Here is a 25,012-nt window from a genome sequence, read left to right on the forward strand (position 1 = left end):
GGCAATCTGCTGCTGCACCGCGTGGGCGCCCGCATCTGGATGTGCCGCATCATGGTGAGCTGGGGCGTCGTCTCGGCGGCCACGGCCCTCGTGCACACGCCCGCTTCGTTCTGCACGCTGCGCTTTTTGCTGGGCGTGGCCGAGGCCGGGTTCTTTCCCGGCATCATCTACTACCTCACGCAGTGGTTTCCGCAGGCCGCCCGTGCGCGCGCCATCGGCGTCTTCTACTTCGGTGCGCCGCTTGCGTTCATCGTCGGCGGTCCTTTGTCCGGATTCCTGATCGATCTGCACGGCACCTTCGGCGTGGCGGGCTGGAAGTGGCTCTTCCTCGTCGAGGGCGGACTCGCGTCGGCGGTAGGCGTATGGGCGTTCTGGTATCTGACCGACCGCCCCGCCGACGCGCGCTGGCTCAGCGCCGACGAACAACGCGCCTTGAGCGACGCGCTCAGGGTCGATGCGCGCGAAGCCGCCGCTCACGGTCCGCGCGACGCGCTGGCCGCACTCGTGGACCGGCGCGTGCTGGCCTGGGCGGCGATCTATGCGCTGATCCAGATGAGCGTCTACGGCGTGATCTTCTTTCTGCCGCAGCAGGTGGCGTCGCTCGTGGGGGCGCGCGTGGGGCTCAAGGTGGGTCTGCTCGCGGCACTGCCCTGGCTGTGCGCTGTGGCGCTCACGTGGGTCGTGCCGCGTCGCGCCGACCGGCTCGGCAACCATCGCGCATGGGCCGTGCGCCTGCTCGTGCTGGCGGGGCTCGGCATTGCGGTGTCCGGCGCGGCGGGCAGCCCGCTCGTGGCGATGATCGGCCTGTGCTGCGCCGCGAGCGGTTTCATCGCCGCGCAGCCGCTGTTCTGGACCTTTCCGGCGCGCTATCTGGCGGGCGCCGCTTCGGCGAGCGGCATCGCGCTCATCAACTCGCTCGGCAGCCTCGGCGGCTTCGTCGCACCCATGCTGCGTGCCGGCGCCGATCACGCTTTCGCTTCGCATAGCGCCGGCCTCGAACTGCTCGCCCTTGCGAGTCTCGCGGCCGCGCTGCTGGTTCTCATCGTCGTTCCCCGCGCCGGCGCGCGGGCGGCCTCATCGTTCGAGCCGCCCGTGGGGCGCGTGCGGTAACCCACTTCAAGGAGCAACGCCTCATGGCCATGCCTACCATCAAACACGTGCGCGCCTTTACCGTGCGCGGCGGCGGCGCCGACTACCACGACCAGGCCGCCGGCCACTGGATCGACGACCACATCTCGACGCCGATGGCGCGCTATCCCGAGTATCGCGCGAGCCGCCGCTCGTTCGGCATCGACGTGCTGGGCACGCTCGTCGTGGAAGTGGAGGCGAGCGACGGCACGGTGGGCTTTGCGGTGACGACGGGCGGCGAGATCGGCGCGTTCATCGTCGAGCGGCATCTCGCGCGCTTTCTCGAAGGCCAGCGCGTGACCGACCTCGAGAAGATCTGGGATCAGATGTACTACGCGACGCTCTACTACGGCCGCAAGGGCGTGGTGCTCAATACGATCTCGGGCGTCGATCTGGCGCTGTGGGATCTGCTCGGCAAGCTGCGCGAAGAACCGGTGTATCAGTTGCTGGGCGGCCCCGTGCGCGACGAACTGGTGTTCTACGCCACGGGCGCGCGTCCGGACCTCGCGAAGGAGATGGGCTTCATTGGCGGCAAGCTGCCCTTGCAGCACGGTCCGGCCGAAGGCGAGGAGGGGCTGCGCCAGAACATCGAGAAGCTCGCTACGATGCGCGAGCGCGTGGGCGACGACTTCTGGCTCATGTACGACTGCTGGATGAGCCTCGACGTGCGCTATGCCACGCGGCTCGCGCAGGCCGCGCACGAGTACGGCCTGAAGTGGCTGGAAGAGTGCCTGCCGCCCGACGACTACTGGGGCTATGCCGAACTGCGCCGCAACGTGCCGCGCGGCATGATGGTGTCCACCGGCGAGCACGAGGCGACGCGCTGGGGCTTTCGCATGCTGCTGGAGATGGGCTGCTGCGACCTGATCCAGCCCGACGTGAACTGGTGCGGCGGCATGACCGAGCTCATCAAGATTTCGGCGCTCGCGGACGCGCACAACGTGCTCGTCGTGCCGCACGGTTCGTCGGTCTACAGCTATCACTTCGTGGTCACGCGTCACAACTCGCCGTTCGCCGAGTTCCTCATGATGGCGCCGAAGGCCGATCAGGTCGTGCCGATGTTCACGCCGCTCCTGCTGGACGAGCCGGTACCGGTGAAGGGCCGCATGAAGGTGCCGGACACGCCGGGTTTCGGCGTGCGCCTGAACCCGGACTGCGCGCTCGCACGGCCGTATACACACTAACTGCGCCACTAACCGCGCGCCAGCATTCACGAGGAGAACGACGTGCTGCTCAAGGACAAGGTGGTGATCGTCACGGGCGGGTCGCGCGGTATCGGCCGCGCCATCGCTCTCGCCAGCGCCCGCGAGGGCGCCGATGTCGCGATCAATTACTGGGGGGACAACGACGCGTCGTACGGGCGGCGCGCGGCCATTTCCGAAGTGCTCGACGACATTGCGCGGCTGGGGCGCCGGGCGATTGCCGTGGAGGGCAACGTGGCGGCGCCGCAGACGGGCGTCGACCTCGTGCGCGAGACCGTGGAAAAGTTCGGCCGGGTGGACGTGCTGGCGAGCAATGCGGGCATTTGCCCGTTCCATGGGTTTCTCGACATGCCGCCGGCCGTGCTCGAACGCACGATAGGCGTGAACCTGAACGGCGCGTTCTATGTGACCCAGGCCGTGGCGCGGCAGATGAAGGAGCAGGGCACGGGCGGCGCGATCGTGGCGACGAGTTCGATCAGCGCGCTCGTGGGCGGCGGCATGCAGACGCATTACACGCCCACCAAGGCGGGCGTGCACTCGCTGATGCAGTCGTGCGCCATTGCGCTCGGCCCCTACGGCATCCGCTGCAACTCGGTCATGCCGGGCACGATCGCCACCGACCTGAATGCGGAGGATCTCGCGGACGACGCCAAGCGCGCGTATTTCGAGAAGCGCATTCCGCTCGGCCGGCTCGGTGCGCCCGAGGACGTGGCCGAATGTGTGGTGTTTCTCGCCTCCGAGCGCGCGCGCTACGTCACGGGCGCGGCGCTGCTGGTGGATGGCGGCCTGTTCGTGAACCTTCAGTGAGGCGCGAGCGTTTCCGCGTGTGCGCGATCATGAGCGACGGCTTCGTCCGCCTTGAAAGGCTGGGAAAAACGCCGCAGCAGGCCCACGAAATGCTCGGCCGGCTCCGCGAGCGGTTCGCCCTTGCGCGTGAGCACGCCGAAGCCGGGCAGGCTCTTGCCGATCTCGATCGGCAGCACGGCGAGCAGGCGGCCGCGCACGTGATCGCGCACGACCGACTCGGGCAACATGGCCACGGCGTCGAAGCTTTCGAGCAGTTGCAGCGTGGCGAAGATCGACGCCGATTCCGTGAGATTGACGGGCGTGGCGAGCCCGGCGCGCGCCAGTTCGCCCTCGAACAGCTCGCGGGCGGGGCTCGTGATGGGCTGCACGACCCACGGCCAGTTCATCAGCTCCGCGAGCGTGATTCGTTCGCGGCGCGCGAGCGGATGCTGCGAACGCACCACGAGCACGAGCGGTTCGCGCGCAAGCGGCTCGAAGCCGAAATCGTTGTGCTGCAGCGGCGTGGTGAGGCGCCCGAGCGCGAGATCCACTTCGCGGCGATGGAGCAGTTGAACCACCTGATCGCTCGTTTCGCCGAGGATGCGCACGTTGAGCAGCGGCCGTTCGGTCTTCAGCATGGCCACGGCCTGCGCGAGCAGGTCGGGCGCGGCGCCCATGATCGCGCCCACGGTGAGTTGGCCGTGGCCGCCGCGGCGCTTCACGTCGAGGTCTTCGGCGAAGCGCGTGAGGTCGGCAAGGGCGCGGCGCGCGTAGGCGAGCGTCACGACGCCGAGCGCCGTGGGCTGCATGCCGCGCGCATTGCGCTCGAAGAGGCGAAAGCCGAAGGCCTCCTCGATGTCGCTGAGCATGCGGCTGCCGCTTGGCTGGGCGACGTTGATGGCGTCGGCGGCCTGATGGACGTTGCGCGTGTCGTCGAGCGCGACGAGCAGCGCGAGGTGCTTGAATCGGAGCCGGTTGACGAGTGCGACAACGGCGGTCGGATGGTTCATTAGCGATCCGGTTTATGTATCGCCCGATCCCAACATCGGATTGGTTGGCTATCGATGCGGGAATTATAGTCGGTGAAAACTGCCTGGGAATCCACGAAAACCAGAGGGCAGGATGGAGACACGAGCATGGAGACTATCGCGTTTCGCATGGTGCTCAACCCCGGACAGCGCGACGAGTACGCGCGCCGGCACCGCGAAATCTGGCCCGGGCTGGCGGCGGAACTCACGAAAGCGGGCGTGAGCGACTACTGGATCTTTCTCGACGAAGCCACGAACCATCTGTTCGCGGTGCTCAAGCGCCGCGACGATCACACGATGGAGACGCTGCCCACCCTGCCCATCATGCGCAGATGGTGGGATTTCATGGCCGACATCATGCAGACGGGCGAGGGCAACGTGCCCGTGCAGGCGCCGCTCGTGCCGCTCTTTCATCTGGCGTGAGCGCGAGGGAGCCTCTTATGCAAGTCGTCGATCCGCACGTCCACTTCTGGGACCTCGCTACGCATCATTACCCGTGGCTCGCGAATCCGGGCGTGTCCTTCGTGGGCGACGCGCGCGCGCTCCGCTTCAACTACCTGCCCGCCGACCTGCTGCGCGAGGCCGGCGACATCGACGTGCTGAAGGTCGTGCACGTGGAGGCGAATCACGATCCGGCCGATCCGGTCGAGGAAACGCGCTGGCTGCAAGGTCTCGCCGACGCGGGTCGGGAACATGCGATGCCCGCGGCGATCGTCGCCGCCGCAGACCTCAGTGCGCCGAACGCCCAGGCCGTGCTGGAAGGCCATGCCGCGTTTTCGCGCACGCGCGGCATTCGCCAGATCCTCAACGTGCATGCCGACCCGCTCTACGACTATGTGGGCCGTCATTTTCTGCGCGACGCCGCGTGGCGCGCGAACTTCGCTTTGGTCGCCCGCTATGGCTTCTCCTTCGATCTGCAGCTCTATCCGTCTCAGATGGAGGAGGCGGCTGCGCTCGCGCAGGCGCACCCCGATATCGCGTTGATCGTGAACCACGCGGGCATGTTCGTGGACCGCAACAGCGTGGCCGGCTATCGCGCCTGGCGCGACGGGCTGCGCGCGCTGGCCGCGTGCCCGAACGTGACGGTGAAGATCAGCGGGCTGGCGATGTTCGATCACCAATGGACCGTGGAGAGCCTGCGCCCCTATGTGCTCGAAACGCTCGACGCGTTCGGCGTCGAGCGGGCGATGTTCGCCTCGAACTTTCCGGTGGACCGGCAGTTCGGCAACTATGACGACCTGTGGCAGGCGTATGCGCAGATCGTGAGCGGGGCAAGCGAGGACGAGCGGGACGCGCTTTTTATCGGCAACGCCGAGCGCATTTACCGGATCTAGCCGGCAGGACGACAGGAGACGCGTGTGGAAACCCAGGCAACGACCGGCGCCGTACCCCGGCTCGAACTCAGGCAGGCCAGCAAGTCGTTCGGGCGCGTGCGCGCGCTGGTGGACGGCAGCCTGACGCTGCAGCCGGGCGAGGTGCATGCGCTCCTCGGCGAGAACGGCGCGGGCAAGTCGACGCTCGTGAAGATTCTCGCGGGCGTGTATCGCCCGGACAGCGGCACCCTACTCATCGACGGCGTCGAGCGCCAGTTCGCGACGCCGGCCGAGGCGCGCGACGCGGGCATTGCCGTGATCTATCAGGAGCCCACACTGTTCTTCGACCTTTCGATTGCCGAGAACATCTATATGGGCCGTCAGCCGCTCGACCGGCTCGGGCGCATCGACTACGACGCGATGCATCGCGACGTGGCCGCGCTGCTTGCCTCGCTCGGCGTGGATCTGAAGGCCGGGCGTCTCGTGCGCGGCCTTTCGATTGCCGACCAGCAGGTGATCGAAATCGCGAAGGCGCTCTCGCTGAACGCGAACGTGCTCGTAATGGACGAACCCACGGCGGCGCTCTCGCTGCCGGAGGTGGAGCGGCTTTTCACGATCGCCCGCAAGCTGCGCGAGCGCGGCGTGGCCGTCCTCTTCATTACGCACCGGCTGGAGGAAGTGTTCGCGCTCACGGAACACGTGACGATCATGCGCGACGGCGCGAAGGTATTCGACGCGCCCACCGCCACGCTCAGCACGCAGGAGATCGTCGCGAAGATGGTGGGCCGCGACCTCGCCACCTTCTATCCGAAGGCCGACGTGGCGCCGGGCGAGGTCATGCTGCGCGTGCGTGGGCTCACGCGCCGCGGCGTGTTCAAGGACATCTCGTTCGACGTGCGCGGCGGCGAGATCGTGGCGCTCGCGGGGCTCGTGGGCGCGGGGCGCAGCGAGGTGGCGCGGGCGATCTTCGGCATCGACGCCTGCGATTCGGGCGAAGTGCAGATCGCGGGCAAGCCGCTCGCCATGGGCAAGCCCGCGGCGGCCGTGCGGGCGGGGCTCGCGCTCGTGCCGGAAGACCGGCGCCAGCAAGGGCTCGCGCTGGACCTGAGCATCGCGCGTAATGCCTCGATGACGGTGCTCGGCAGGCTCGTGCGTTTCGGCCTCATCTCCGCCGCGCGCGAAACGCAGCTCGCGGGGCAGTGGGGCACGCGCCTGCGGCTGAAGGCGGGCGACCTGAACGCACCGGTGGCCACGCTCTCGGGCGGCAACCAGCAGAAAGTGGTGCTCGGCAAATGGCTGGCCACGGGGCCGAAGGTGCTCATCATCGACGAGCCCACGCGCGGCATCGACGTGGGCGCGAAAGCCGAGGTCTACGGCGCGCTCGCCGATCTCGTGCGCGAGGGCATGGCCGTGCTGATGATTTCCAGCGAATTGCCCGAAGTGCTCGGCATGGCCGACCGCGTGCTCGTCATGCACGAGGGCCGCATTACGGCCGATATCGCGCGCGCCGACGCGAACGAAGAGCGCATCATGAGCGCTGCGCTGGGCGAAGCCAACGTCCACCTGGGGCACGCCGCATGATGCGTCATACCACGACCCCTCATCCGCCGCTGCCGCACGGGCCGCATGACGGTGCGCCGTCCGAGCGCCGCCGCGTGCCGGCGCTCGCCGAGGCGCTGGCGAAGAGCCGCGAGACGACGCTCTTCGTCGTGCTGCTGCTGATCGTCGGCGGCACGGCCCTCGCGCAGCCGCAGTTCCTGAATTTGCAGAACCTGCGCGACGTGCTGCTCAACGTCTCGATCGTCGCCTTGCTCACGGCGGGCATGACGATCGTGATCCTCATGCGGCATATCGATCTTTCCGTGGGCTCGACGGTCGGTATCAGCGCGTATGCGGTCGGCAGCTTCTATGTCGCGTTTCCGCATATGCCGGTGATCGTGGCGCTGGGCGCCGGCTGCGCGATCGGCTTCGTCGCCGGAGGCATCAACGCGCTGCTCGTGGCGGCGGGCCGGGTGCCTTCGCTCGTCGCCACGCTCTCCACGCTCTATATCTTTCGCGGTGCCGACTATGCGTGGGTCCACGGCGGGCAGATCAACGCGACGAGCCTGCCCGACGCGTTCTCACGGCTCGCCACCGGCACCGTGCTGGGCGTGCCGGTGCTCGCGCTCATTGCGCTCGCGCTGCTGGTCGGGCTCTCGGTCTACCTGAAGCAGTTCCGTCCGGGCCGCGAATACTACGCCATCGGTTCCAATCCCGAGGCTGCGCGGCTTGCCGGCATCAACGTGGAGCGGCGCGTCGCCACGGGTTTTCTGATCAGCGGCACCATCGCGGGACTGGCGGGCGCGCTGTGGCTGGCGCGCTTCGGCACTGTCGAAGCGAGCACGGCCAAGGGCATCGAACTGCAGGTCGTGGCCGCCGCGGTGGTGGGCAGCGTCGCGATCACGGGCGGCGTGGGCACGATACTCGGCGCGACGCTGGGGGCGCTCGTGCTGGCCGTCATCAGCATCGCGCTCGTGGTGCTGCATGTTTCGCCGTTCTGGGAGCAGGCCATTCAGGGTGCGCTGATCGTCGCGGCCATTGCCGCCGACACGCTGCTGGCCCGCTCCGTCGCCAAACGCATGATGAGGAAGCGCGATCATGGCTAAACCCGATTCCGCTCTGCTGACCCGCCGCCCCGGCCTGCCGCTCAGTTGGGAAGCGCTGCTGGTAGTAATCCTGATCGTCTCGCTGGTGGCCGGACGCCTCCTGTCCCCCGTGTTTCTCAGCGGCGACAACGTCGGCAACATCCTGGCCGACCTCAGCGAAGTGTCGCTGATGGCGCTGCCCATGACGCTCATCATCGTGGCGGCCGAGATCGATCTTTCGGTGGCCTCGGTATTGGGCGCGTCGAGCGCGCTGATGGGCGTGCTCTGGCACATGGGGCTGCCGATGCCGCTCGTGGCGCTGCTCGTGATCGTCGGGGGAGCGCTTGCGGGTCTCCTTAACGGGCTCGTCATCGTCAAGCTGAACCTGCCCTCGCTGGCCGTGACGATCGGCACGCTCGCGCTTTTTCGCGGGCTCGCCTATGTCCTGCTGGGCGACCAGGCGATTGCCGACTTTCCGCCGGCGTGGACCGCATTCGGCATGAACACGCTGGGCCATACATTCGTTCCGCTGCCGTTTCTCATCGTGGTCGCGTGCGCGGTGGTGTTCGTCGTGCTGTTGCAGGCCACCGCGTTTGGCCGCAGCCTCTATGCGATCGGCGCGAACAGCACGGCGGCGTCTTTCTCGGGTATCGACGTCGCCAGGATCAAGCTGCGTCTGTTCGTGCTGTCCGGCGCGATGAGCGCGCTTGCGGGCATCGTCTATACGCTGCGTTTCACGAGCGCTCGCGGCGACAACGGCGAGGGGTTCGAGCTCTCGGTGATCGCGGCGGTGCTGTTCGGGGGCGTCAGCATTTTCGGCGGCCGCGGCTCGATGTACGGCGTGCTGCTTTCGCTGCTGATCGTGGGGGTGCTCAAGAACGCGCTCACGCTCGCTGACGTTTCCAGCGAAACGCTCACGATCGTTACTGGCGCGCTGCTGCTTGCCTCCGTGCTGATTCCGAATCTTGCTGCGCGGTGGCGCGCGGCGCGGGACCGGCGCGCGTTGGCGCGGGCGGCGTGATGTGTTGAGTGAAATGCGGCGGTAAAGGTAGCAAGCGGGTAGCAAGCGGCAGTTGTGGCAGCAAGCGGCAGTTGCGGCGGTTCAGCCAGTCGGGAAGGAGGCACGCGGAACGTCAACACGCAGTCAACCATCCGGGCACACGCCCGGTATCCATTGAGGAGACACGTTCATGTTCAAGCCAGTACGTCACATGTGCACAGCGCTGCTGTGCGCGACGCTGTTGGGTGCAGGCCTGGCGGCGCATGCCGCCGGCATCAAGGACGGGCTGAAGATCGCCTTCGTGCCCAAGCAGATCAACAACCCCTATGAAGTGATCGCCGACAACGGCGGCATGGACGCGATCAAGGAGTTCAAGGGCGACGGCAAGGTGGTCGGTCCTTCGGATGCCGGAGCATCGTCGCAGGTGTCGTATATCAACACGCTTATCACGCAGCACGAAGACGTGATCGTCATTGCCGCCAACGACGCGAACGCGCTCGTGCCGTACCTGAAGAAGGCGATGTCCCAGGGCGTCAAGGTCGTCACGTTCGACTCCGATACGGCGCCCGACGGCCGGCAGATTTTCGTGAACCAGGCGGATGCCGAGAGCATTGGCCGTGGCCAGATCCAGTTGGTTTCGAAGCTGATGGGCGAGGAAGGAGAGTTCGCGATTCTTTCGGCCACGCCGAATGCGACCAATCAGAACACCTGGATCAAGTGGATGCAGGAAGAGCTGAAGAAGCCCGAGTACGCGAAGATGAAGCTCGTGAAGATCGCTTACGGCAACGATGACGACCAGAAGTCTTTCGTCGAGACGCAGGGTTTGCTGCAAGCGTATCCGAACCTCAAGGCGATCGTCGCGCCGACTTCGGTGGGGATTGCTGCGGCTGCGCGTTATATCTCTTCGTCGTCGAGCAAGGGGAAGGTGGCCGTGACGGGACTTGGCACACCTAACCAGATGCGTGCGTTCGTGAAGAACGGCACCGTGAAGGCGTTCCAGCTTTGGGATCCGGGTGCACTGGGGTATCTTGCGGCGTATGCGGCCGCGAATCTGGCCTCGGGGAATATTACCGGCAAGGAGGGGGAGTCGTTCGATGCGGGTAAGCTCGGCAAGCGGACGATCGGCAAGAATGGCGAGGTCATACTCGGGCCGCCGACGACTTTCGATGCGCAGAATATCGATAATTTCAATTTTTGAAGTGAGTGGGTTGGAATTTTGATATTTGCGGTTCTTGTTGTTTTGGCGTTTTCTTGTGTTCGTGGTGGTATGCCAGGGTTGCCCCTGTGCGGGGCGGCACCTACTTTCTTTGCCGCGGCAAAGAAAGTAGGCAAAGAAAGCCGCTCACCCCGCCAGTGTGACGCCGTCCGCCACTCGCCCACCTTGGTAGTGGTTCCGGGGCGTCCGTCATCACTGGCCATTAGACGGAGTGACAAGGCGCTCATCCTTCCGGCGGCGCTGCGCGCCCCGAAGGGCATAACCCGAACCAGCGGTATGCACACCGAAATGCCTGACAGCAAGGCCGGTTTCCCTTGCAGACCTGTCTGCGGCGCGCGTAGCGCGCAGCAGGAGGTATGAGTCCTTTGTCAATAGCGTGGAGGGTGCGAGGTGACAGACGCTCCGGAGCCACTGGCTATTGTGGTGCGGGGTGAATGGTGGCTGGCATTAGCGGTGTGAGCGGCTTTCTTTGCCTACTTTCTTTGCCGCGGCAAAGAAAGTAGGTGCCGCCCCGCACAGGGGCAACCCTGGCAGACCGACACGAAAACAAGGAAAGACCAAAACAGCAGGAACCACGAATCAAACACCCCGCGACAAATCCCAAACACGCACCAGACGCAGCCACAGTAAGCACGGCGCCGCCGCGTTACCGAGCCGGCAGGCCCCCACCCCAATTCAGCATCAACTTCTACACTAGAATATCGCATCCACCGCCCCGCACTCCCTCCGATACCGAATGCAAGCGCCCAGCGCCACCGTCCCGATCTCCCTCGTCAACGGCTTTCTCGCGGCGGCTGGCGCGAAAGACGAAGTGACGAACCGTTATCTGAAGCAGGCAGGCATCGCACCGGAACTGCTGGGCGAACCAGGCGCGCGGGTGACCGAAGAGCAGTTCTCGACGCTCTACCAGGCGCTGGCGATCGAACTCGACGACGAGATGCCCGGCGTCTTCAGCCGCCCGTTTCGCAGCGGCACGCTCAAATTCCTCTGCCTGAGCCTGCTCGACGCGCGCAACCTCGAAACGGCATTGCATCGCTTCGGCCAGTTCTTCCACATCGTGCTGGACGACTTCCGTCTCGAGTCCCGCCGCATCGGACCGGTGGCGCAGGTCGAGCTGTGTCCGAACCCCGACTTCGGCCCCCTCGGTCCGCTGGGCCAGGAACTCATGCTCAAGCTCGCGCACGGCGTCGGTTCCTGGCTCATCGGGCAGAAGATCCCGTTGCTGCAAGTGGAGTTCGCCTGCGAGCAACCGCCCCATGCACTCGATCACCGCTACTTCTTCTCGGGACCGGTGCGCTTTGGTTGCCGGGCTACGCTGATGCGCTTCGGCACGGCCTATCTGGATCTGCCGATCCGCCAGAGCAAGCGCAATCTGCGCAACTTTCTCGCGCGCTCGCCCGGCGACTGGATCTTCGAAACGTTCAGCGAGCAGCGAACAGGCCATCGCGTGCGGCAGTTCATGGCCACCGCGCTGCCCGATCTGCCGACCATCGAAGCGGCGGCGCAGAACCTGAATTGCTCCGTGCGCACGCTGTGCCGGCGGCTCGCGGCCGAAGAGACTTCGTTCCAGTTGCTCAAGGACGAGTTGCGGCGCGACATCGCCATCCAGCGCCTCACCGAGACGCAGGACACGATTGCGGCCATCGGCGGCGACATCGGCTTCGACGATCCGAGCGCGTTCCACCGCGCCTTCCGCCACTGGACGGGCAGCACGCCCGGCACCTACCGCGTGCGCGCCTGAGAGGCCTGGCCTACCCAGGATGGGGGGGCGGATCGATCGCAGCAGTGCTGCATGATGCGCCTTGCGGCGCCACGCCCTGCATCTGCACGCGGGCTGGCCGGCACGGCGTGGCCAGATTTGTCACCAGGTGGGCAGATTTGGACAGTCGGCGAAGCCGCTTTGGCGCTACGATCTGCCCCAGATCCCGCCGTTCCCGCTCCTTTACCGACGAGACCCGCGGCGAGACCCATGGCGAGACCCGCGCCGCGGCGCCACCCTCTTACCGCACCACTGGAAGGACCATCATGAGCTACACCGCCCCCGTCAAGGACATGCTGTTCGTGCTGAAAGAACTGGCCGGAATTGACAGCGTCGCTGCGCTGCCGGGCTTCGAGGACGCGAATCTCGACACGGCGCAGGCGGTGCTCGACGAAGCCGCGAAGCTGTGCGGCGAAGTGCTTGCGCCGCTGAACGTGGAGGGCGATCGCGCGCCCAGTAGCTGGCGTGACGGCGAAGTCACGGCGACGCCGGGGTTCGCGCTCGCATTCCGCCAGTTCGTCGAGGGCGGCTGGCAAGGTTTGCAGCACCCGTCCGAGTACGGCGGTCAGGCGCTCCCCAAGTTGATCGCGACGCCGTGCATCGAAATGCTCAACGCGGCGAACCTGTCGTTCGCGCTGTGCCCGCTCTTGACCGACGGCGCGATCGAGGCGCTGCTTACGGCAGGTACCGAAGAGCAGAAGGCGCGCTACGTGCCGAAGCTGATCTCGGGCGAATGGACCGGCACGATGAACCTCACGGAGCCGCAGGCGGGCTCCGATCTCGCGCTCGTGCGCACGCGCGCCGAACCGCAGGGCGACGGCAGCTACAAGGTCTTCGGCACGAAGATCTTCATCACGTGGGGCGAGCACGACATGGCGGACAACATCGTCCACCTGGTGCTCGCGCGCACGCCCGATGCGCCCGCCGGCGTGAAGGGCATTTCGCTCTTCATCGTACCGAAGTTCCTCATCAATGAGGACGGCTCGCTCGGCGCGCGCAACGACGTGCATTGCGTGTCCATCGAGCACAAGCTCGGCATCAAGGCGAGCCCGACTGCCGTGCTGCAGTACGGCGATCATGGCGGCGCCGTGGGCTACCTCGTGGGCGAAGAGAACCGCGGCCTCGAGTACATGTTCATCATGATGAACGCGGCGCGCTTCGGCGTGGGCATGCAGGGTATCGGCGTGGCCGACCGTGCGTATCAGAAAGCTGTAGCGTACGCAAAGGAGCGCGTGCAGAGCCGTCCCGTCGACGGATCGGCGGTGCAGTCCGTCACCATCATTCACCACCCCGACGTGCGCCGCATGCTGGCGACCATGCGCGCCCTGACCGAAGGCGCCCGCTCGCTCGCCTACGTGGCGGCGGCCCACAGCGATCACGCCCATCGGCATTCGGACGCTGCGGAGCGCGCACGTCATCAGGCGGTCTACGAGTACCTCGTACCCATCGTGAAGGGCTGGAGCACGGAGATGGTCAACGAGGTGGCAAGCCTCGGCGTGCAGGTGCACGGCGGCATGGGCTTCATCGAGGAGACGGGCGCCGCACAGTATTACCGCGATGCGCGCATTCTCGCGATCTACGAAGGCACGACGGCCATTCAGGCCAATGATCTCGTGGGCCGCAAGACCGTGCGCGACGGCGGTGCGGTGGCGAAGGCGCTGCTGGCCGAAGTTGCCGCCACGGTCGATGCACTGGCGAAGGCGGACGGTCCGGCGGCGGCATCGATGCGCGCGCAACTGGAGCAGGGCGCAAAGGTGCTGGCGAACGTGGTGGCGTTCGTCGTGGCGAACACGAAGACCGATCCGAATGCGGTGTTCGCGGGCAGCGTGCCGTATCTGAAGCTGGCGGGCGTCGTGCTGTGCGGCTGGCAAATGGCGCGCGCGTTGTTGGCCGCGCAACGCAACCGCTCGGACGACCCGTCGTTCCATGACGCGAAGATCGCGATTGCCCAGTTCTATGCGGAGCATGTGCTGCCGCTCGCGAGCGGTTTCGAGGCGTCCGTGCTCAGTGCGCGCGGCGCGCAAGGCGTGCTCGCGCTGGCGGAAGACCAGTTCTGATTGGCGAGTCTGGGGCCGGGCGGCATTCTTGTCGCCCGGCCCGCTCGCGAAAATTCCTGATCTGCTGTAACCCCACCGAACTTCCAGCCGAATTAACAGCAGGGTCCAGGCGACTTGTGCCGCCTTACCGATCCGCTGACCCGCGCGCCCGCGCGGGCGTGCCGCTGTGGAGGGACATCATGCGCCTCGTTGGTCTGCTCGGTGGTTTCCTGTTGATGCTCGCCTTACTGGTGGCGAACGCGTCCTATGCGTCGGATGCTTGCCACGCGACGAGCGGGCCCGGTACTGCGGCCGTGGTTGAGCTCTATACGAGCGAAGGCTGTTCGAGTTGCCCGCCGGCCGATCGCGAGTTGAGCATGCTCTCGCGCGAAGCCAGTCCGGGATCGGCCGTGATTCCGCTCGGCTTGCACGTGACGTACTGGGACAGCCTGGGCTGGCAGGACGTGATGGCGCAGAAGGTCTTCGACGCCCGCCAGAGCGAACTCGTGGCCGCCGGTCACGGCACCTTCGTCTACACGCCGGAATTTTTCGCGAACGGCGAGGAGATTCGCTCATGGCATGGCACGTTGCCCGAAGCGATCCGCAGGATCAACACCACACCCGCGCCGGTGGAGATAGCGCTGACGACGCGCTCCGATGCGAATAACACCGTCGAGCTGGAGGCGAGGGTTACGCCTCGCGATACTCGTGCGTTACCGGCGGACGGCGCGCAGCTCTATTTCGCCGTTACGGAAGACGGGCTCGTCTCGCATGTGCTGCGAGGCGAAAACGGCGGCACGACGCTTTCGCACGACAGTGTCGTGCGGCTCTGGGTGGGGCCTGTTTCACTGGGTTCGCAGGGCGGAATCGTGCGGCGCGATATCGCCGTGCCTCCCCAATGGGACCGCGCGCGTCTGCATTTTGTCGCACTGGTGCAGAACGGGCGCGATCAGGTTTTGCAGGCCGTGAGGGCTGGAACTTGCGGGGCCTCGTGAGCGAGGCAGCGCCTCACGAGGCCGCGTGGTGGACCCATCACCATCAGAACGTATACGCAATCTTCCCAAACGCCGTCCGCCCAAGGCTGTTATACCCATAGGCCGTCATGTACTGCCGGTTGAACAGATTCGCCAGCGAGGCGGACAGCGCGAGGTGCGGATTGATCTGATAAGAAGCGCGCAGACTGACCGTCGTCCACGAAGGCAGGTAAATTGTGTTCTCCTGATCGTCGAAGGTCGATCCGTTGTAGAGAATCGAGATGCCCGTGCTGAGCGCGTGGAGGTGGAACTCGTCCCACGTGTGATCGACGCTCAGGTTGACTGTCTGCCGCGGCCGGCGGTTCAGCCAGGTATCGTCGGTGACGTCTTCCGGATTCAGCAGGCCGACGGTGAGGCTCACCGGCGTGGACTTGCCGAGCGTGCCCTTGTATGAGAGGTCGATGCCCTGGATATGCGCACGGCCGACGTTGAACGGTATAAAGGTCTCCGAACTGTAAGCAATCAGGTCGTGGAAACGCGTGTCGTAGATGGCGGCCGTGAAGGTGCCGAACGACGTGTTGGCATCGAGGGCCGCTTCGACGCTGTCGCTGCGTTCCGGTTGCAGATCGGGATTGCCGTACTGCGGATAGTAGAGATCGTCGAACGTTGGCAGGCGGAAGGCGTTGCCATAAGACACGCGCGCCGTGTAGACCGGCGTGATCTCCCACGCCAGCGAGACATTGCCCGTGTTCACCGTCTGGCCTTCGACGATCTCGTGGCGCCCTGCGAGGAACAGCGTCCACGGGCCGAGCGTGGTCGACTGGTGCAGCGACACCGCCGAATCGTCGCGGGTGGGTACGCCGGTCGGGATATCTACCGGCAGGAAAGCCTGTTCGCGCGTGAAGTCGTAGGCGAGCTTCGTCTCTCCGGTGAATGGCAGTCCGAACAATCGGTTGCCCGTCTCCTGGTGCGTGAGCGACGTGGACGTGCTGAAGCGCGTGGAGTCGATTTCGTCGGTGGGAATCGTCGGATCATTCGCGTAGACGAACTGACGATCGGTTGCGTAGCCCACCGACTGATCGAACTGCGTGGTCGGCGTGATGTCCCAGTGGAACGCAATGCCCGTGGTCAGTTGATGATCGAGCTGCCGGTCGTCGCCGCCCGCGTTGTCGTAAGACAGATCGGAGCGGTGATAGAGCATGAACGTCGAGATCGACCAGTTGTCGCGCGCATAGCCGAGGCGCGCATCCACGTCTTGGGCGTGATACGGATTGCGCCCGTCTTCGTGGCCGTAGGCCCACGGCTGGGTCGCGTCGATGCCCGCAGTGTTGTAGTCGTGCAGGCCGAGCGAATACGTCAGGCCGCCCAGCGCGGCCAGCGGCCCGGTGGAGGGGACCGTGCCCGAGGTGCGGACCTGCGTGTCGAAGGTCTTGTTCGAGCCGCCGCCGAACGAGACCGTGGTCTGGTTCGGCTGGTTCGACGCGTGGCGCGTGAAGAGCTGCACGACGCCGCCCACCGCATCCGCGCCGAACGAGGCGGCGGCCGGCCCGGAAATCACCTCGACGCGGTCGAACGCCTCGGTCGGCAGATCGGCCCATTCGGCCTCGCCCGTGGTGGCGGAGCCAATACGTATGCCGTCGATGAAGACGGCCACCTGCTGGGCTGACGAGCCGCGGATGCTGACCGAAGCCGCCGATCCCGGCCCGCCGTTCTGCGAAACCGTCACGCCGGGCAGCGTGGCAAGCGCCTGGGTGATGCTGGGATCTTGCGGAGCGAGACGATCGAGGTCCGCGCGCGTGAGGACCTGGGTGCTCGCGTAGCGCCGGTCGAACGACTGCGGCAGATGCTGCGTGTCGCCGACAACGAGAATGCTCGGCAGCGCGGTTTCGCCGTGCGCCTCGTCAGTCTGATCGGTCTGGTCCTGTTGTGCGAGCGTCGCGTCGTCGGCGGCATGGGCGTTGTGCCACGCGCAGGCCGTCACGGCCGACGTGAGAATGAATTGTTTTAGTTTCATGTGCGGGGCTGAGGTCAGGGCTGTCCCTGCAGCGAGCAGCCGCGCGTAGCGGCGCTGGCGCTTCGGGACACCCCGCCCGTTGCGGCTGCATGGACCTCGGTTGATGGCAGGTCTCCTGGCTCGCGGGTCTGCGTCCTCTGCCGGCCTTCCCGGTTTCCCAGTGGCTCGCGCGGGCATGGACTCGCCGCTCACAGTTGCGGGGGCAGCCGCAGTCTCGAAGCGCGCGTTTTTGAGGCGCGCCTTTACTGCGTTCCCTTTTGATCCCGTCGCCGGGAACCATCAGCGCGCAAGGTTAATGCGCCATGGTTCGCCGCGTCAATTGTCCGGGCCGCGGGTGATGCGAAAAAGGCACGGAAGGCGCGCAGCACGAGGTGCGTTTCCCGGTGCGTTAGCGGCCGGCGCCCGAAATAAAAATGAAAGAAATCCCCGGTCGAGCGGGCCAGTCCGCATTGCCGCTCCGGCTGCAGCGGTGCGTGGATGCCCGGTCTGCGCGATTCCCGACATGATTCCAAACATAACTGCTACGCAGCGTTAGCCACGCGGACCTTTTGCTAGCATGGCCCTCCCTGAATTTCAGGTGTCGTCATTGATCCGGAAGTCAGGGGTGCATAGCGGGTGCACAGAGGGCGCGCGGCGTCCGCTCATCCGGATCGGATCTACAGAAGAAGGGGGAGACGTATGGACATGCTCGGCATGTACCCGACGTTTTACGTTCCGGGCATCGGTACGGCCTGGGTCATGGGGATCATCGGCGTGATACACGTCGTGGCGTCCCACACATCGGTCGGCGCTTCGTTTCTGTTCGCGCTGCTCGAAACGCGGGCCTACCGCGAGAACAAGCCGCAGCTGATGGAGTTCATCAAGCGCTACGGCATGTTCCTGCTCGTGTTCTCGTACATCATCGGCTCGATCACGGGCCCGGGGATCTGGTATGCGATCACCGTGGCGAGTCCGCGCGGCGTGAGCGGGCTGATCCACAACTTCGTCTGGGTCTGGGCGAGCGAGTGGGTCTACTTCACGGTTGAAGTCATTGGCGTCTACGCGCTCGTCTACCTGATCGGCAAGATCGATGCGCGCACCCACCTGAAGCTGACGTGGTCGTTCGCGCTCGCTTCGTGGGCGACGATGCTGCTGATCGTCGGCGTGCTCTCGTTCATGATGTGGCCGGGCCACGATAGCTGGTACCAGACCGGCTCGACGAGCGAGGCGTTCTACAACGTCAACTTCTTCGCGCAGCTCGGCACCCGCACGGGCGGCATGATCGTGATGGCGGCGCTCGTCGGACTGCTGGTGGCCAGCCGCGTGAGCGATCCCGCGCTGCGCCGCAGCGTCGTGCGCATGATCGCCCCGGTGGGACTCCTTGGCGGCGCCGTGGCCGTCGTGATGTTTTTCTACTACCTGCGCACGCTGCCGCAAAACGCGCTCGTAATGCTCGACACGCATCTGCTGCCCGTCTACGCCAGGGGAATGGTCGCGGTGTTTGCCGTGGCGACGCTCTGGCTCGGCTTCGCCTGGGCCTTCCCGCAGCGCGTCTATACGTCGCTGGCGATTTCGCTCTTCCTGTTCATTGCCGTGGTGGGGGTGTGGCCCGAAGAGCGCATGCGCGAGTCGATGCGCAAGCCGTACGTGGCGGGGCAGTACATCTACGGTAATCAGGTGATCGCGCGCGACGTGCCCGGCAAGGGCATTCATTCGGAAGTCGAGCGCATTGCCGAGCATGGCCTGCTCCAGTTGCATCCGTTCGTGCCGGACCGCCTGAGAACCGTGACCGATGCCAACGAGCTCGAAGTGGGCCGCCTGCTGACCAAGGTGGCCTGCGCGAACTGCCACTCGCTCGAACCGGGCGGCCCGCTGCGCAGCCTGCCCGACAAGCTGCACATGGCCACCGACGAAGACATGATCGCGGCCTTCCTGCGCGGTCCGCTGAAATACGGCACGCAGCCCTACATGCCGCGCATCGACCTGCCCGACAACGAGATTCGCGCCATTGCGCATTACCTCGCAGCCGTGGATAGCGGCAAGAACGTCGACCAGTTGATCGCGCAGCAGCACGCGGCGGAACAACGCGCCGTTGCTGCCGCGAATGACGGCAAGAGCGGTGGCAAAAGCAGCGGCGCGAACGCGGCCGCGCTGGTTGCGGAACAGGAACAACATGCGGCGGGGCAGCCGGCGCCGTCGAGGAACTAGCCATGGATATTGGTGCCGTGATGAACACGATGCGCGACCCCGCCGGGGTACCCGCGCAGCCCGTGGTGTTTCAGATCCTGATGGTGCTCACGTGGGTGGCGCACATTGCCTTCGTGCACCTGGCCATGGGCGCTTCGGGGCTCGCGATCTTCGCGTTTCACCGGCGCGCCGACGGCGCGGCCGGCAGGTATTGGGAGCGCCTCTCGATGGCGATGACGAAGGTGGCCAAGGTCGCCGTGTCGTTGCTGATCGTGCTGGGCGTCGCGCCGCTGCTTTTTACCCAGGTCATCTACGACCCGCAGTGGTACACCTCGAATGTGCTCTCGGGGCGCTGGGCCATCGCCTTCATTTTCACGCTGATCGTGGCCTACTGCTGCTGGTTCGCCTTCTATCACGCCAATCACGAAGGGGCGAAGAAGCACATCGGCGTCTATGCATGGATCGCGTTCGGGCTCTTCTGCCTGGACGGGCTGATCATGCATGCGCTTTCGTATCAGGCGTTGCTGCCCGAGCAATGGATGAACTGGTATGCGCCGGGTGGCATGGTCGACACGCGCGGCGCCGCGCTGCATGCGATCCAGTGGCCGCGGTATGCGTTCATCATGAGCCTCTCCGTGCCGGCCGTGGGCGTGTTCCTGCTCGCTTACGCGCACTACTTCGCTGAGCGCGAGGATCGCGAGCCCGCCTACCGGGCGTTCGTGAGCGACCTTGGCCGGCGTCTCGCGCAATGGGGCTACGCGATCGCGCTCGTCCCCATGCTGGCCTGGCAGTTCGATTTCCCCGCGGGTTCCGGTCTCGCGCTGCATCCGGTGGGCTGGCTCATCGTCGGCGCGCTGGCCACCATGGCGCTCTGGATGCGGCAGCTCGGCAAGGACACGCATGGCTATCAGCCCGCCCTTTGCGGTCTTGCGTTGCTCGGCGTGCTCGCGGTGTGGCGCGAAATCATCCGGGTGCATTACCTGCGGCCGCTCGGCTACACGATCCAGACCTACACGGTGCATGCCGACTGGCCTTCGACGGTGTTGTTCTTCGCGACGCTCGCCGGCATAGGCGGCCTCGTGGGCGGCTTCTATCTCACGCTGCTGTATCGCGCGGGACGCACGCAGGGCGTGTATCGCGCGGACCGGACCGTGGCGCGTCTGGGCACCGGGGCGGTGTCGGTCCTTGGCGTCTGGATTGCCGTGTTCTTCGTGTACGGGATCGCGATCTCGATGCACGACAGCTTCAATTGATGCGGGGAGGCGTCGAAATCATGAACAACATCATCCGGTTCGGACTGGTTCTGCTGTCGCTGTTCTGCGTGACGGCGCATGCGCAGACGTCGGGGGACGCGCCCGACGTCGCGGCGGGCAAGCGGCGCGCCGCGGTCTGCTTTGCCTGCCACAACGTGGACGGCGTGGCGAAGATTCCGGGCGTGCCGAATCTTGCGGGGCAGCACCGCAGTTATCTCGAGGGCGCGCTGCTGGCTTACCGGGACGGCAAGACCCGGCAGAATCCCACGATGAACGCGATGGCCGCGCCGCTTTCGGATCGCGACATCGTCAATATCGCGGCGTATTTCAGTCTGTTGCGTGGGCAGGGCGGGGGTGTGGCGGGAGCCGACGCAGCGGGCGCGGGTGGCGATAGCGGCGGCGTGACGCCGATTCCCGCCGCGGCGGCGCCCGCGAAGGCCGAGGCGGTTTCCACCGCGCCGGTGCGCTCGGGCGAAGCGGTCTATAGTTCGGTCTGCTTCGCATGTCACGCTACCGGGGCGGCGGGCGCGCCGAAGGTCGGCGACAAGGCCGCGTGGATGCCGCGCATCGCGCAAGGCGATGCCACGCTGCTGCAGCACGCGCTGATCGGTTTCAAGGCCATGCCGCCGCACGGCGGATGCGCGGCCTGCTCCGATGTCGAGATCAAGGCCGCGGTGGCGTACATGACCGCGAAATCACGCTAGCGGTGCGCTTGACGGGGCGAAGCGGATCGAAGCGGATCGAAGTCCCGTGCGCGGAGGGCTTCGATCCGGCGGTGGGGGCGATTCGATCGTCGAGGTCGACCATGCCTCGCTTGCAATCCGTAGGGTTGTCTGAAATTTGACTGTAAGTCGCCGTTGCTAGAGTGGGCCGAAGCGCTTCTCCGCCCGTGGCCGGACCGCGTCCGGGCGAGAGTGGCGCCAAAAACAAGAGCGACCCCTCATGAACACGGCCCGCGCATTCCGGCTTGCACTCTGGTTCGTTTCCACACTGTTTTTCACCGATCACGCTTCTGCATTCCAGTCTAGCGTGGTCAGCATTCCCAGCGCCGCCATGCGGCAAACCTTGGCCGCGACGGTCGTGTTGCCCGACGACTACGCTCGGGATGGCGGCACGCAACGTTATCCGGTGATCTACCTGCTGCACGGTTCGGGCGGCGACCACACCGACTGGGCGTCGAATTCCCGGGTCGCCGAACTGGCAGACCGCTATCACGTGATTCTCGTAATGCCGGACGGCGGCCATGAGAGCTGGTACATCGACAGCCCCTTCGATCCGCGCAGTCGTTACGAGACTTACGTGGGCAACGAGGTCGTCGCGTGGGTGGACGCGCATTTGCGCACCATCGCCGCGAAACCGGCGCGCGCGATCACGGGACTTAGCATGGGTGGCTTTGGCGCCCTGCGCATTGCGCTCGACCGGCCCGATACCTTCGGCGCGGCGGGCAGTATCAGCGGCGCCGTGGACCCGCGCGCCTGCGAAGACGAACCCGGCATCGACCGCGTGTTTGGCGATCCCGCGCGGAATGCCGAATTCTGGAACCGCAACGCGATCATAGCGAGCGCGAGCGAATTCAGGCGCGCACACATCGACCTGACCATCGACTGCGGCGTGGACGATCATTTCGTCCAGTCGAACCGCGTGCTGCACGAACGGCTCATCGAGCTCGGCGTACCGCACGACTATGCGGAACGGCCCGGCGGTCATACCTGGACCTACTGGTCCAATGCAATCGGCTATCAGGTGCTGTTCTTCTCCACCGCATTCCGGCGCAACGGCTGGAACCCGCCACAAGCGTAAAGGCTGGCCCGACCGGATAGTCGGGCGGCAGGTTTCGTCTCTTGCCTGGCAATGCTTATTGAAATGCCAGGCCATGGTTCCCGGCCGCGTACCAGTCCAATTCCCTCGACGATATCCCGTTCGTATCGCGCCGCCGCGATGCGCCGCGGCACATCGCTTGCGCGCCGGCAGGTGTACGTGCGGCGCGGCCTGCGGGTGTACGCCGCTTTTTCGAACCTGATGACGCGAAAGGAGATCGACGATGAACCGATCGACGAGGCACGCAATGGCATGGGCACTGGTGATGGCGCTTTCGGGCACGGCATGGGCCGCGGGGGGGACGGGGGGCGCCGGCGGCGCGGGTGGCATGGGCGCGGGCGGCAGTTCTGCCGGCGGCTCGGCGGGGATGGGCGGTGGAGGCGGCGGCATGGCGCCGGGCAACACCGGCACTGCGCCGGGCACGACCGGAGTGGCTCCGGGCACGGCCCCGGATAGCGGTTATGGTTCGCCGGGTACGACGGGTACAGGCAGCGGAGCCGGCACGGTGATCGGCGTCCCCTCCAACACGGCGCCGGATACCACGGCACCCGGCTACAACGGCGGCTCGGGCAATGGCAATCCGGCCGGCGGCAACAGCAATGCCATGCCGGCCACGCCGCCGAACACGACGCAATGACGCGTTACCCCCGCGGCATTCCGGGCACCCGGCTTGCTGCGGGAAACGTAACGTGCCGGACCCGGATGCGCCGAGCAACCGGGAATGATGCATGGCACGCAGATGCAGGCTGGGCAATAGCTCGGCCTGTGCCTACGCCGCGCCGCTCACCGCTTTCGACGGCGCAGGGACTTTCCCCGGTGTGACCCGGAGACTGGAGGACGTCATGCTTCAATATGCGCTTATTTTTTTCATTATCGCGATCATCGCGGCCGTATTCGGCTTCGGCGGCATAGCAGCGGGCGCCGCGGCCATCGCGAAGATCCTGTTCTACATCTTCCTCGTGATCTTCCTCGTTTCGCTCGTCCTGGGCATCGTGCGACGCGGCTAACGAGGGCCGGCTATGGCGAGACGCAGCAGCGACTCACGGCGGAGACGCTGCTGCGCCTGCGCGGCAAGTGAGAGGGTCGTTTACCCAAACTTCATTCAAAGCTTCACGCCGCCCGCTTCCGGGGGATCGCCGCGCCGGCTTTCGCCGGGCAGTGCCGTTTCGATGCTCCAGTAAGGGGCGCGGCCATAGTACTCGTGCACGGCGGTGGCCCAGGCGCGGTCGGCCATCGAAGGCCAGTGGCGCTTGTCGAAGCCCGGCGCGGTCTTCACGTGCTCCGAGGGCAGCGCGAGGACAAAACATTTGCGCACGGCGTCGAGCGTGAGCGCGTCCCAGGGAATCGCAAGCAGCTTGTCGCCGATTCCGAGCCGGCCGCCGCTCGACATCACCGCATAGGCGATGCGTCCGCTTTGCACGTCGAGCATGATGTCCTTGATCTTGCCGACTTCGTCGCCTTCCGCGCTCAGGACTCGATCGCCATCGAGCGTGCTTGCGCCCATGACATAGGGGCCAGGGCCGATCGACGATTCGTGCTCGCGCCTGACGATGCGTGCACCATTGCCATCAGGCGCAGGGGAGAGAACCGGGTTGGGCATGACGGACTCCTTCGGATGAGGCGGCGCGGGACCGCCGCGCGTGGCCAGGACGCGTTGCGACGCGCATGGGCCGTTCCCGCGACGGCTGCGTCGCGGGCTGATCCGCGCGATCAATCGGCACGATCAATCGGCTTTGCCGCCACCGTCGAGACCCGCGCCTCGGCGCCAGATTTCCTTGCCGCGCGGCGAGAGTTCGCCACAGCTGTGATCGGGGTCCGGCTCGGTGCCGTAGACGGCCATCTGGCCGCCCGGCGGCTCCTGGGCGCGCTGGATTTCGTGCTTGCGCCGGGCTACGCGCTCGTCTTGCGAGCGGCCTGCATACGCGTTCATGATCGTGCTCCTCTTGAGGACTGCGTTACATCGGGCCGATGTGCAGGGCGAGCAGTACGCCGGCCACGAGCGCACATTCGATCGCTACGATGCCGGTCAGGGAGATGGCGCTCCTCAGCGCGAGATGGGGTTGGTGCGGGAGATTCATATCGGCTTCCTCGAAAGATTCATGTCTTCAGGGAAGCATCCCGCGTTCCTCGATTTGTATTGAGGATTGCTATGAATATTGCCGGACGATTGCGCCATGAAGCATGCTGTTCAAGCCGCTTGTACGCGGCGCAGAATGTCGAGCAACTGGGTGACGGCGAACGGCTTGCGCAGAAAGCCCGCCACATCGGCGTCGGCCGGCGGCGTGACCAGCGCCGAAACGAGCACGAGCGGCACGTGGGCAAGCGCCCGGTTGCGCCTCATTGCGCGCATCAATGCGATGCCGTCCATGCGCGGCATCATGCAGTCGGAGATCACGACGTCGGGCGGATCGGCGAGCGCGCTCCTGAGCGCGTCAGTCCCGTCCGCCGCGGTCGTAACACGGTAGCCTTCCTGGACGACCAGTTCTTTTAGCGCATCGAGCGCATTGGGGTCGTCGTCAACGAGCAATACAGTAGCCATGCATGTGCACCCGCCAGGCGCGATGCTGCCCGCGCCCATGTTTTTGCGTTTCGTTCCCGGCGCGTACGCGCGCGCTCGCGCATCGCGCCTGTCCTGGTTCGGCATTGAGCACGTTCCGTTCCCGCTCGTGGCGGCGCAGCAGTCGTCGGGGCTCAC

General features: G+C 65.9%; 24 protein-coding genes and 1 riboswitch. Of the genes, 18 read left to right on the plus strand and 6 right to left on the minus strand.

Features of this window, described 5'->3' with window-relative positions; genetic code table 11:
• The 3 genes from WJ542_RS17170 to lra1 form a co-directional block, all read left to right on the plus strand.
• A partial coding sequence (locus WJ542_RS17170) for an MFS transporter (protein ID WP_411190605.1) occupies positions 1-1,110 on the plus strand: 1,110 nt, incomplete at its 5' end.
• Positions 1,111-1,133: 23 nt separating this feature from the next.
• Positions 1,134-2,312, plus strand: coding sequence for an L-rhamnonate dehydratase (rhmD, locus tag WJ542_RS17175; protein ID WP_411190606.1), 1,179 nt, complete (start codon positions 1,134-1,136; stop codon positions 2,310-2,312).
• 42 nt (positions 2,313-2,354) lie between these two features.
• On the plus strand, positions 2,355-3,137 hold the full coding sequence (gene lra1, locus WJ542_RS17180) for an L-rhamnose 1-dehydrogenase Lra1 (RefSeq protein ID WP_411190607.1): 783 nt from the start codon (positions 2,355-2,357) through the stop codon (positions 3,135-3,137).
• Here lra1 and WJ542_RS17185 read toward each other — a convergent pair.
• Positions 3,131-4,126: a LysR family transcriptional regulator gene (locus tag WJ542_RS17185; RefSeq protein WP_411190608.1), complete on the minus strand. Its 996-nt coding sequence runs from the start codon at positions 4,124-4,126 to the stop codon at positions 3,131-3,133. The genes lra1 and WJ542_RS17185 overlap by 7 nt on opposite strands.
• 126 nt (positions 4,127-4,252) lie before the next feature.
• Between WJ542_RS17185 and WJ542_RS17190 the strand changes: the two genes are divergently transcribed.
• From WJ542_RS17190 to WJ542_RS17230, 9 genes are all read left to right on the plus strand, one after another.
• Positions 4,253-4,567, plus strand: coding sequence for an L-rhamnose mutarotase (locus WJ542_RS17190; RefSeq protein ID WP_411190609.1), 315 nt, complete (start codon positions 4,253-4,255; stop codon positions 4,565-4,567).
• A gap of 17 nt (positions 4,568-4,584) precedes the next feature.
• Positions 4,585-5,478, plus strand: coding sequence for an amidohydrolase family protein (locus WJ542_RS17195; protein WP_411190610.1), 894 nt, complete (start codon positions 4,585-4,587; stop codon positions 5,476-5,478).
• Positions 5,479-5,502: 24 nt separating this feature from the next.
• Positions 5,503-7,038 carry a sugar ABC transporter ATP-binding protein gene (locus WJ542_RS17200; RefSeq protein ID WP_411190611.1) on the plus strand — a complete coding sequence of 512 codons (1,536 nt, stop codon included), beginning with the start codon at positions 5,503-5,505 and terminating at the stop codon, positions 7,036-7,038.
• Complete coding sequence (locus WJ542_RS17205; protein WP_411190612.1) at positions 7,035-8,102, plus strand: ABC transporter permease; 1,068 nt, start codon at positions 7,035-7,037, stop codon at positions 8,100-8,102. The genes WJ542_RS17200 and WJ542_RS17205 overlap by 4 nt, the downstream gene beginning before the upstream one ends.
• On the plus strand, positions 8,095-9,102 hold the full coding sequence (locus tag WJ542_RS17210) for an ABC transporter permease (protein WP_411190613.1): 1,008 nt from the start codon (positions 8,095-8,097) through the stop codon (positions 9,100-9,102). The genes WJ542_RS17205 and WJ542_RS17210 overlap by 8 nt, the downstream gene beginning before the upstream one ends.
• A 169-nt stretch (positions 9,103-9,271) precedes the next feature.
• Complete coding sequence (rhaS, locus tag WJ542_RS17215; protein ID WP_411190614.1) at positions 9,272-10,279, plus strand: rhamnose ABC transporter substrate-binding protein; 1,008 nt, start codon at positions 9,272-9,274, stop codon at positions 10,277-10,279.
• Between the two features lie 754 nt (positions 10,280-11,033).
• Positions 11,034-12,038 (plus strand): AraC family transcriptional regulator, encoded by a 1,005-nt coding sequence (locus WJ542_RS17220; protein ID WP_411190616.1) that lies wholly within the window; start codon positions 11,034-11,036, stop codon positions 12,036-12,038.
• Positions 12,039-12,322: 284 nt separating this feature from the next.
• On the plus strand, positions 12,323-14,113 hold the full coding sequence (locus tag WJ542_RS17225; RefSeq protein ID WP_411190617.1) for an acyl-CoA dehydrogenase: 1,791 nt from the start codon (positions 12,323-12,325) through the stop codon (positions 14,111-14,113).
• Between the two features lie 179 nt (positions 14,114-14,292).
• Positions 14,293-15,087, plus strand: a complete 795-nt coding sequence (locus WJ542_RS17230) for a DUF1223 domain-containing protein (protein WP_411190618.1) — start codon at positions 14,293-14,295, stop codon at positions 15,085-15,087.
• A 43-nt stretch (positions 15,088-15,130) separates the two neighbouring features.
• On the opposite strand, the gene WJ542_RS17235 is transcribed toward WJ542_RS17230, so the two are convergent.
• Positions 15,131-17,080 (minus strand): TonB-dependent receptor domain-containing protein, encoded by a 1,950-nt coding sequence (locus tag WJ542_RS17235; protein ID WP_411190619.1) that lies wholly within the window; start codon positions 17,078-17,080, stop codon positions 15,131-15,133.
• 88 nt (positions 17,081-17,168) lie between these two features.
• A riboswitch (cobalamin riboswitch) is annotated at positions 17,169-17,376 on the minus strand.
• Positions 17,377-17,773: 397 nt separating this feature from the next.
• Here WJ542_RS17235 and WJ542_RS17240 point away from each other — a divergent pair.
• From WJ542_RS17240 to WJ542_RS17265, 6 genes are all read left to right on the plus strand, one after another.
• On the plus strand, positions 17,774-19,267 hold the full coding sequence (locus tag WJ542_RS17240) for a c-type cytochrome (RefSeq protein WP_411190620.1): 1,494 nt from the start codon (positions 17,774-17,776) through the stop codon (positions 19,265-19,267).
• A gap of 2 nt (positions 19,268-19,269) precedes the next feature.
• Entirely contained in the window at positions 19,270-20,499 is a 1,230-nt protein-coding gene (locus WJ542_RS17245) for a hypothetical protein (protein WP_411190621.1), read from the plus strand.
• Positions 20,500-20,519: 20 nt separating this feature from the next.
• Positions 20,520-21,203 (plus strand): c-type cytochrome, encoded by a 684-nt coding sequence (locus WJ542_RS17250; RefSeq protein ID WP_411190622.1) that lies wholly within the window; start codon positions 20,520-20,522, stop codon positions 21,201-21,203.
• Between the two features lie 238 nt (positions 21,204-21,441).
• Positions 21,442-22,299, plus strand: coding sequence for an alpha/beta hydrolase (locus WJ542_RS17255; protein ID WP_411190623.1), 858 nt, complete (start codon positions 21,442-21,444; stop codon positions 22,297-22,299).
• A 241-nt stretch (positions 22,300-22,540) separates the two neighbouring features.
• The gene (locus WJ542_RS17260) at positions 22,541-22,954 is read left to right on the plus strand and encodes a hypothetical protein (RefSeq protein ID WP_411190624.1); all 414 of its coding nucleotides are present in this window, start codon (positions 22,541-22,543) and stop codon (positions 22,952-22,954) included.
• 205 nt (positions 22,955-23,159) lie between these two features.
• Complete coding sequence (locus WJ542_RS17265; RefSeq protein WP_411192473.1) at positions 23,160-23,324, plus strand: DUF1328 family protein; 165 nt, start codon at positions 23,160-23,162, stop codon at positions 23,322-23,324.
• Between the two features lie 95 nt (positions 23,325-23,419).
• On the opposite strand, the gene WJ542_RS17270 is transcribed toward WJ542_RS17265, so the two are convergent.
• The 4 genes from WJ542_RS17270 to WJ542_RS17285 all read right to left on the minus strand — a co-directional run bounded on the left by WJ542_RS17270 (position 23,420) and on the right by WJ542_RS17285 (position 24,856).
• The gene (locus WJ542_RS17270) at positions 23,420-23,917 is read right to left on the minus strand and encodes a PRC-barrel domain-containing protein (RefSeq protein ID WP_411190625.1); all 498 of its coding nucleotides are present in this window, start codon (positions 23,915-23,917) and stop codon (positions 23,420-23,422) included.
• Between the two features lie 123 nt (positions 23,918-24,040).
• Positions 24,041-24,247 (minus strand): hypothetical protein, encoded by a 207-nt coding sequence (locus WJ542_RS17275; RefSeq protein ID WP_411190626.1) that lies wholly within the window; start codon positions 24,245-24,247, stop codon positions 24,041-24,043.
• A 25-nt stretch (positions 24,248-24,272) separates the two neighbouring features.
• Entirely contained in the window at positions 24,273-24,395 is a 123-nt protein-coding gene (locus WJ542_RS17280; RefSeq protein WP_411190627.1) for a hypothetical protein, read from the minus strand.
• A 110-nt stretch (positions 24,396-24,505) separates the two neighbouring features.
• Positions 24,506-24,856, minus strand: coding sequence for a response regulator (locus tag WJ542_RS17285; protein ID WP_411190628.1), 351 nt, complete (start codon positions 24,854-24,856; stop codon positions 24,506-24,508).
• Positions 24,857-25,012: the final 156 nt, after the last annotated feature.

The sequence above is a fragment of the Paraburkholderia yinzeri genome (genome assembly GCF_046581065.1).
GTDB lineage: Bacteria > Pseudomonadota > Gammaproteobacteria > Burkholderiales > Burkholderiaceae > Paraburkholderia.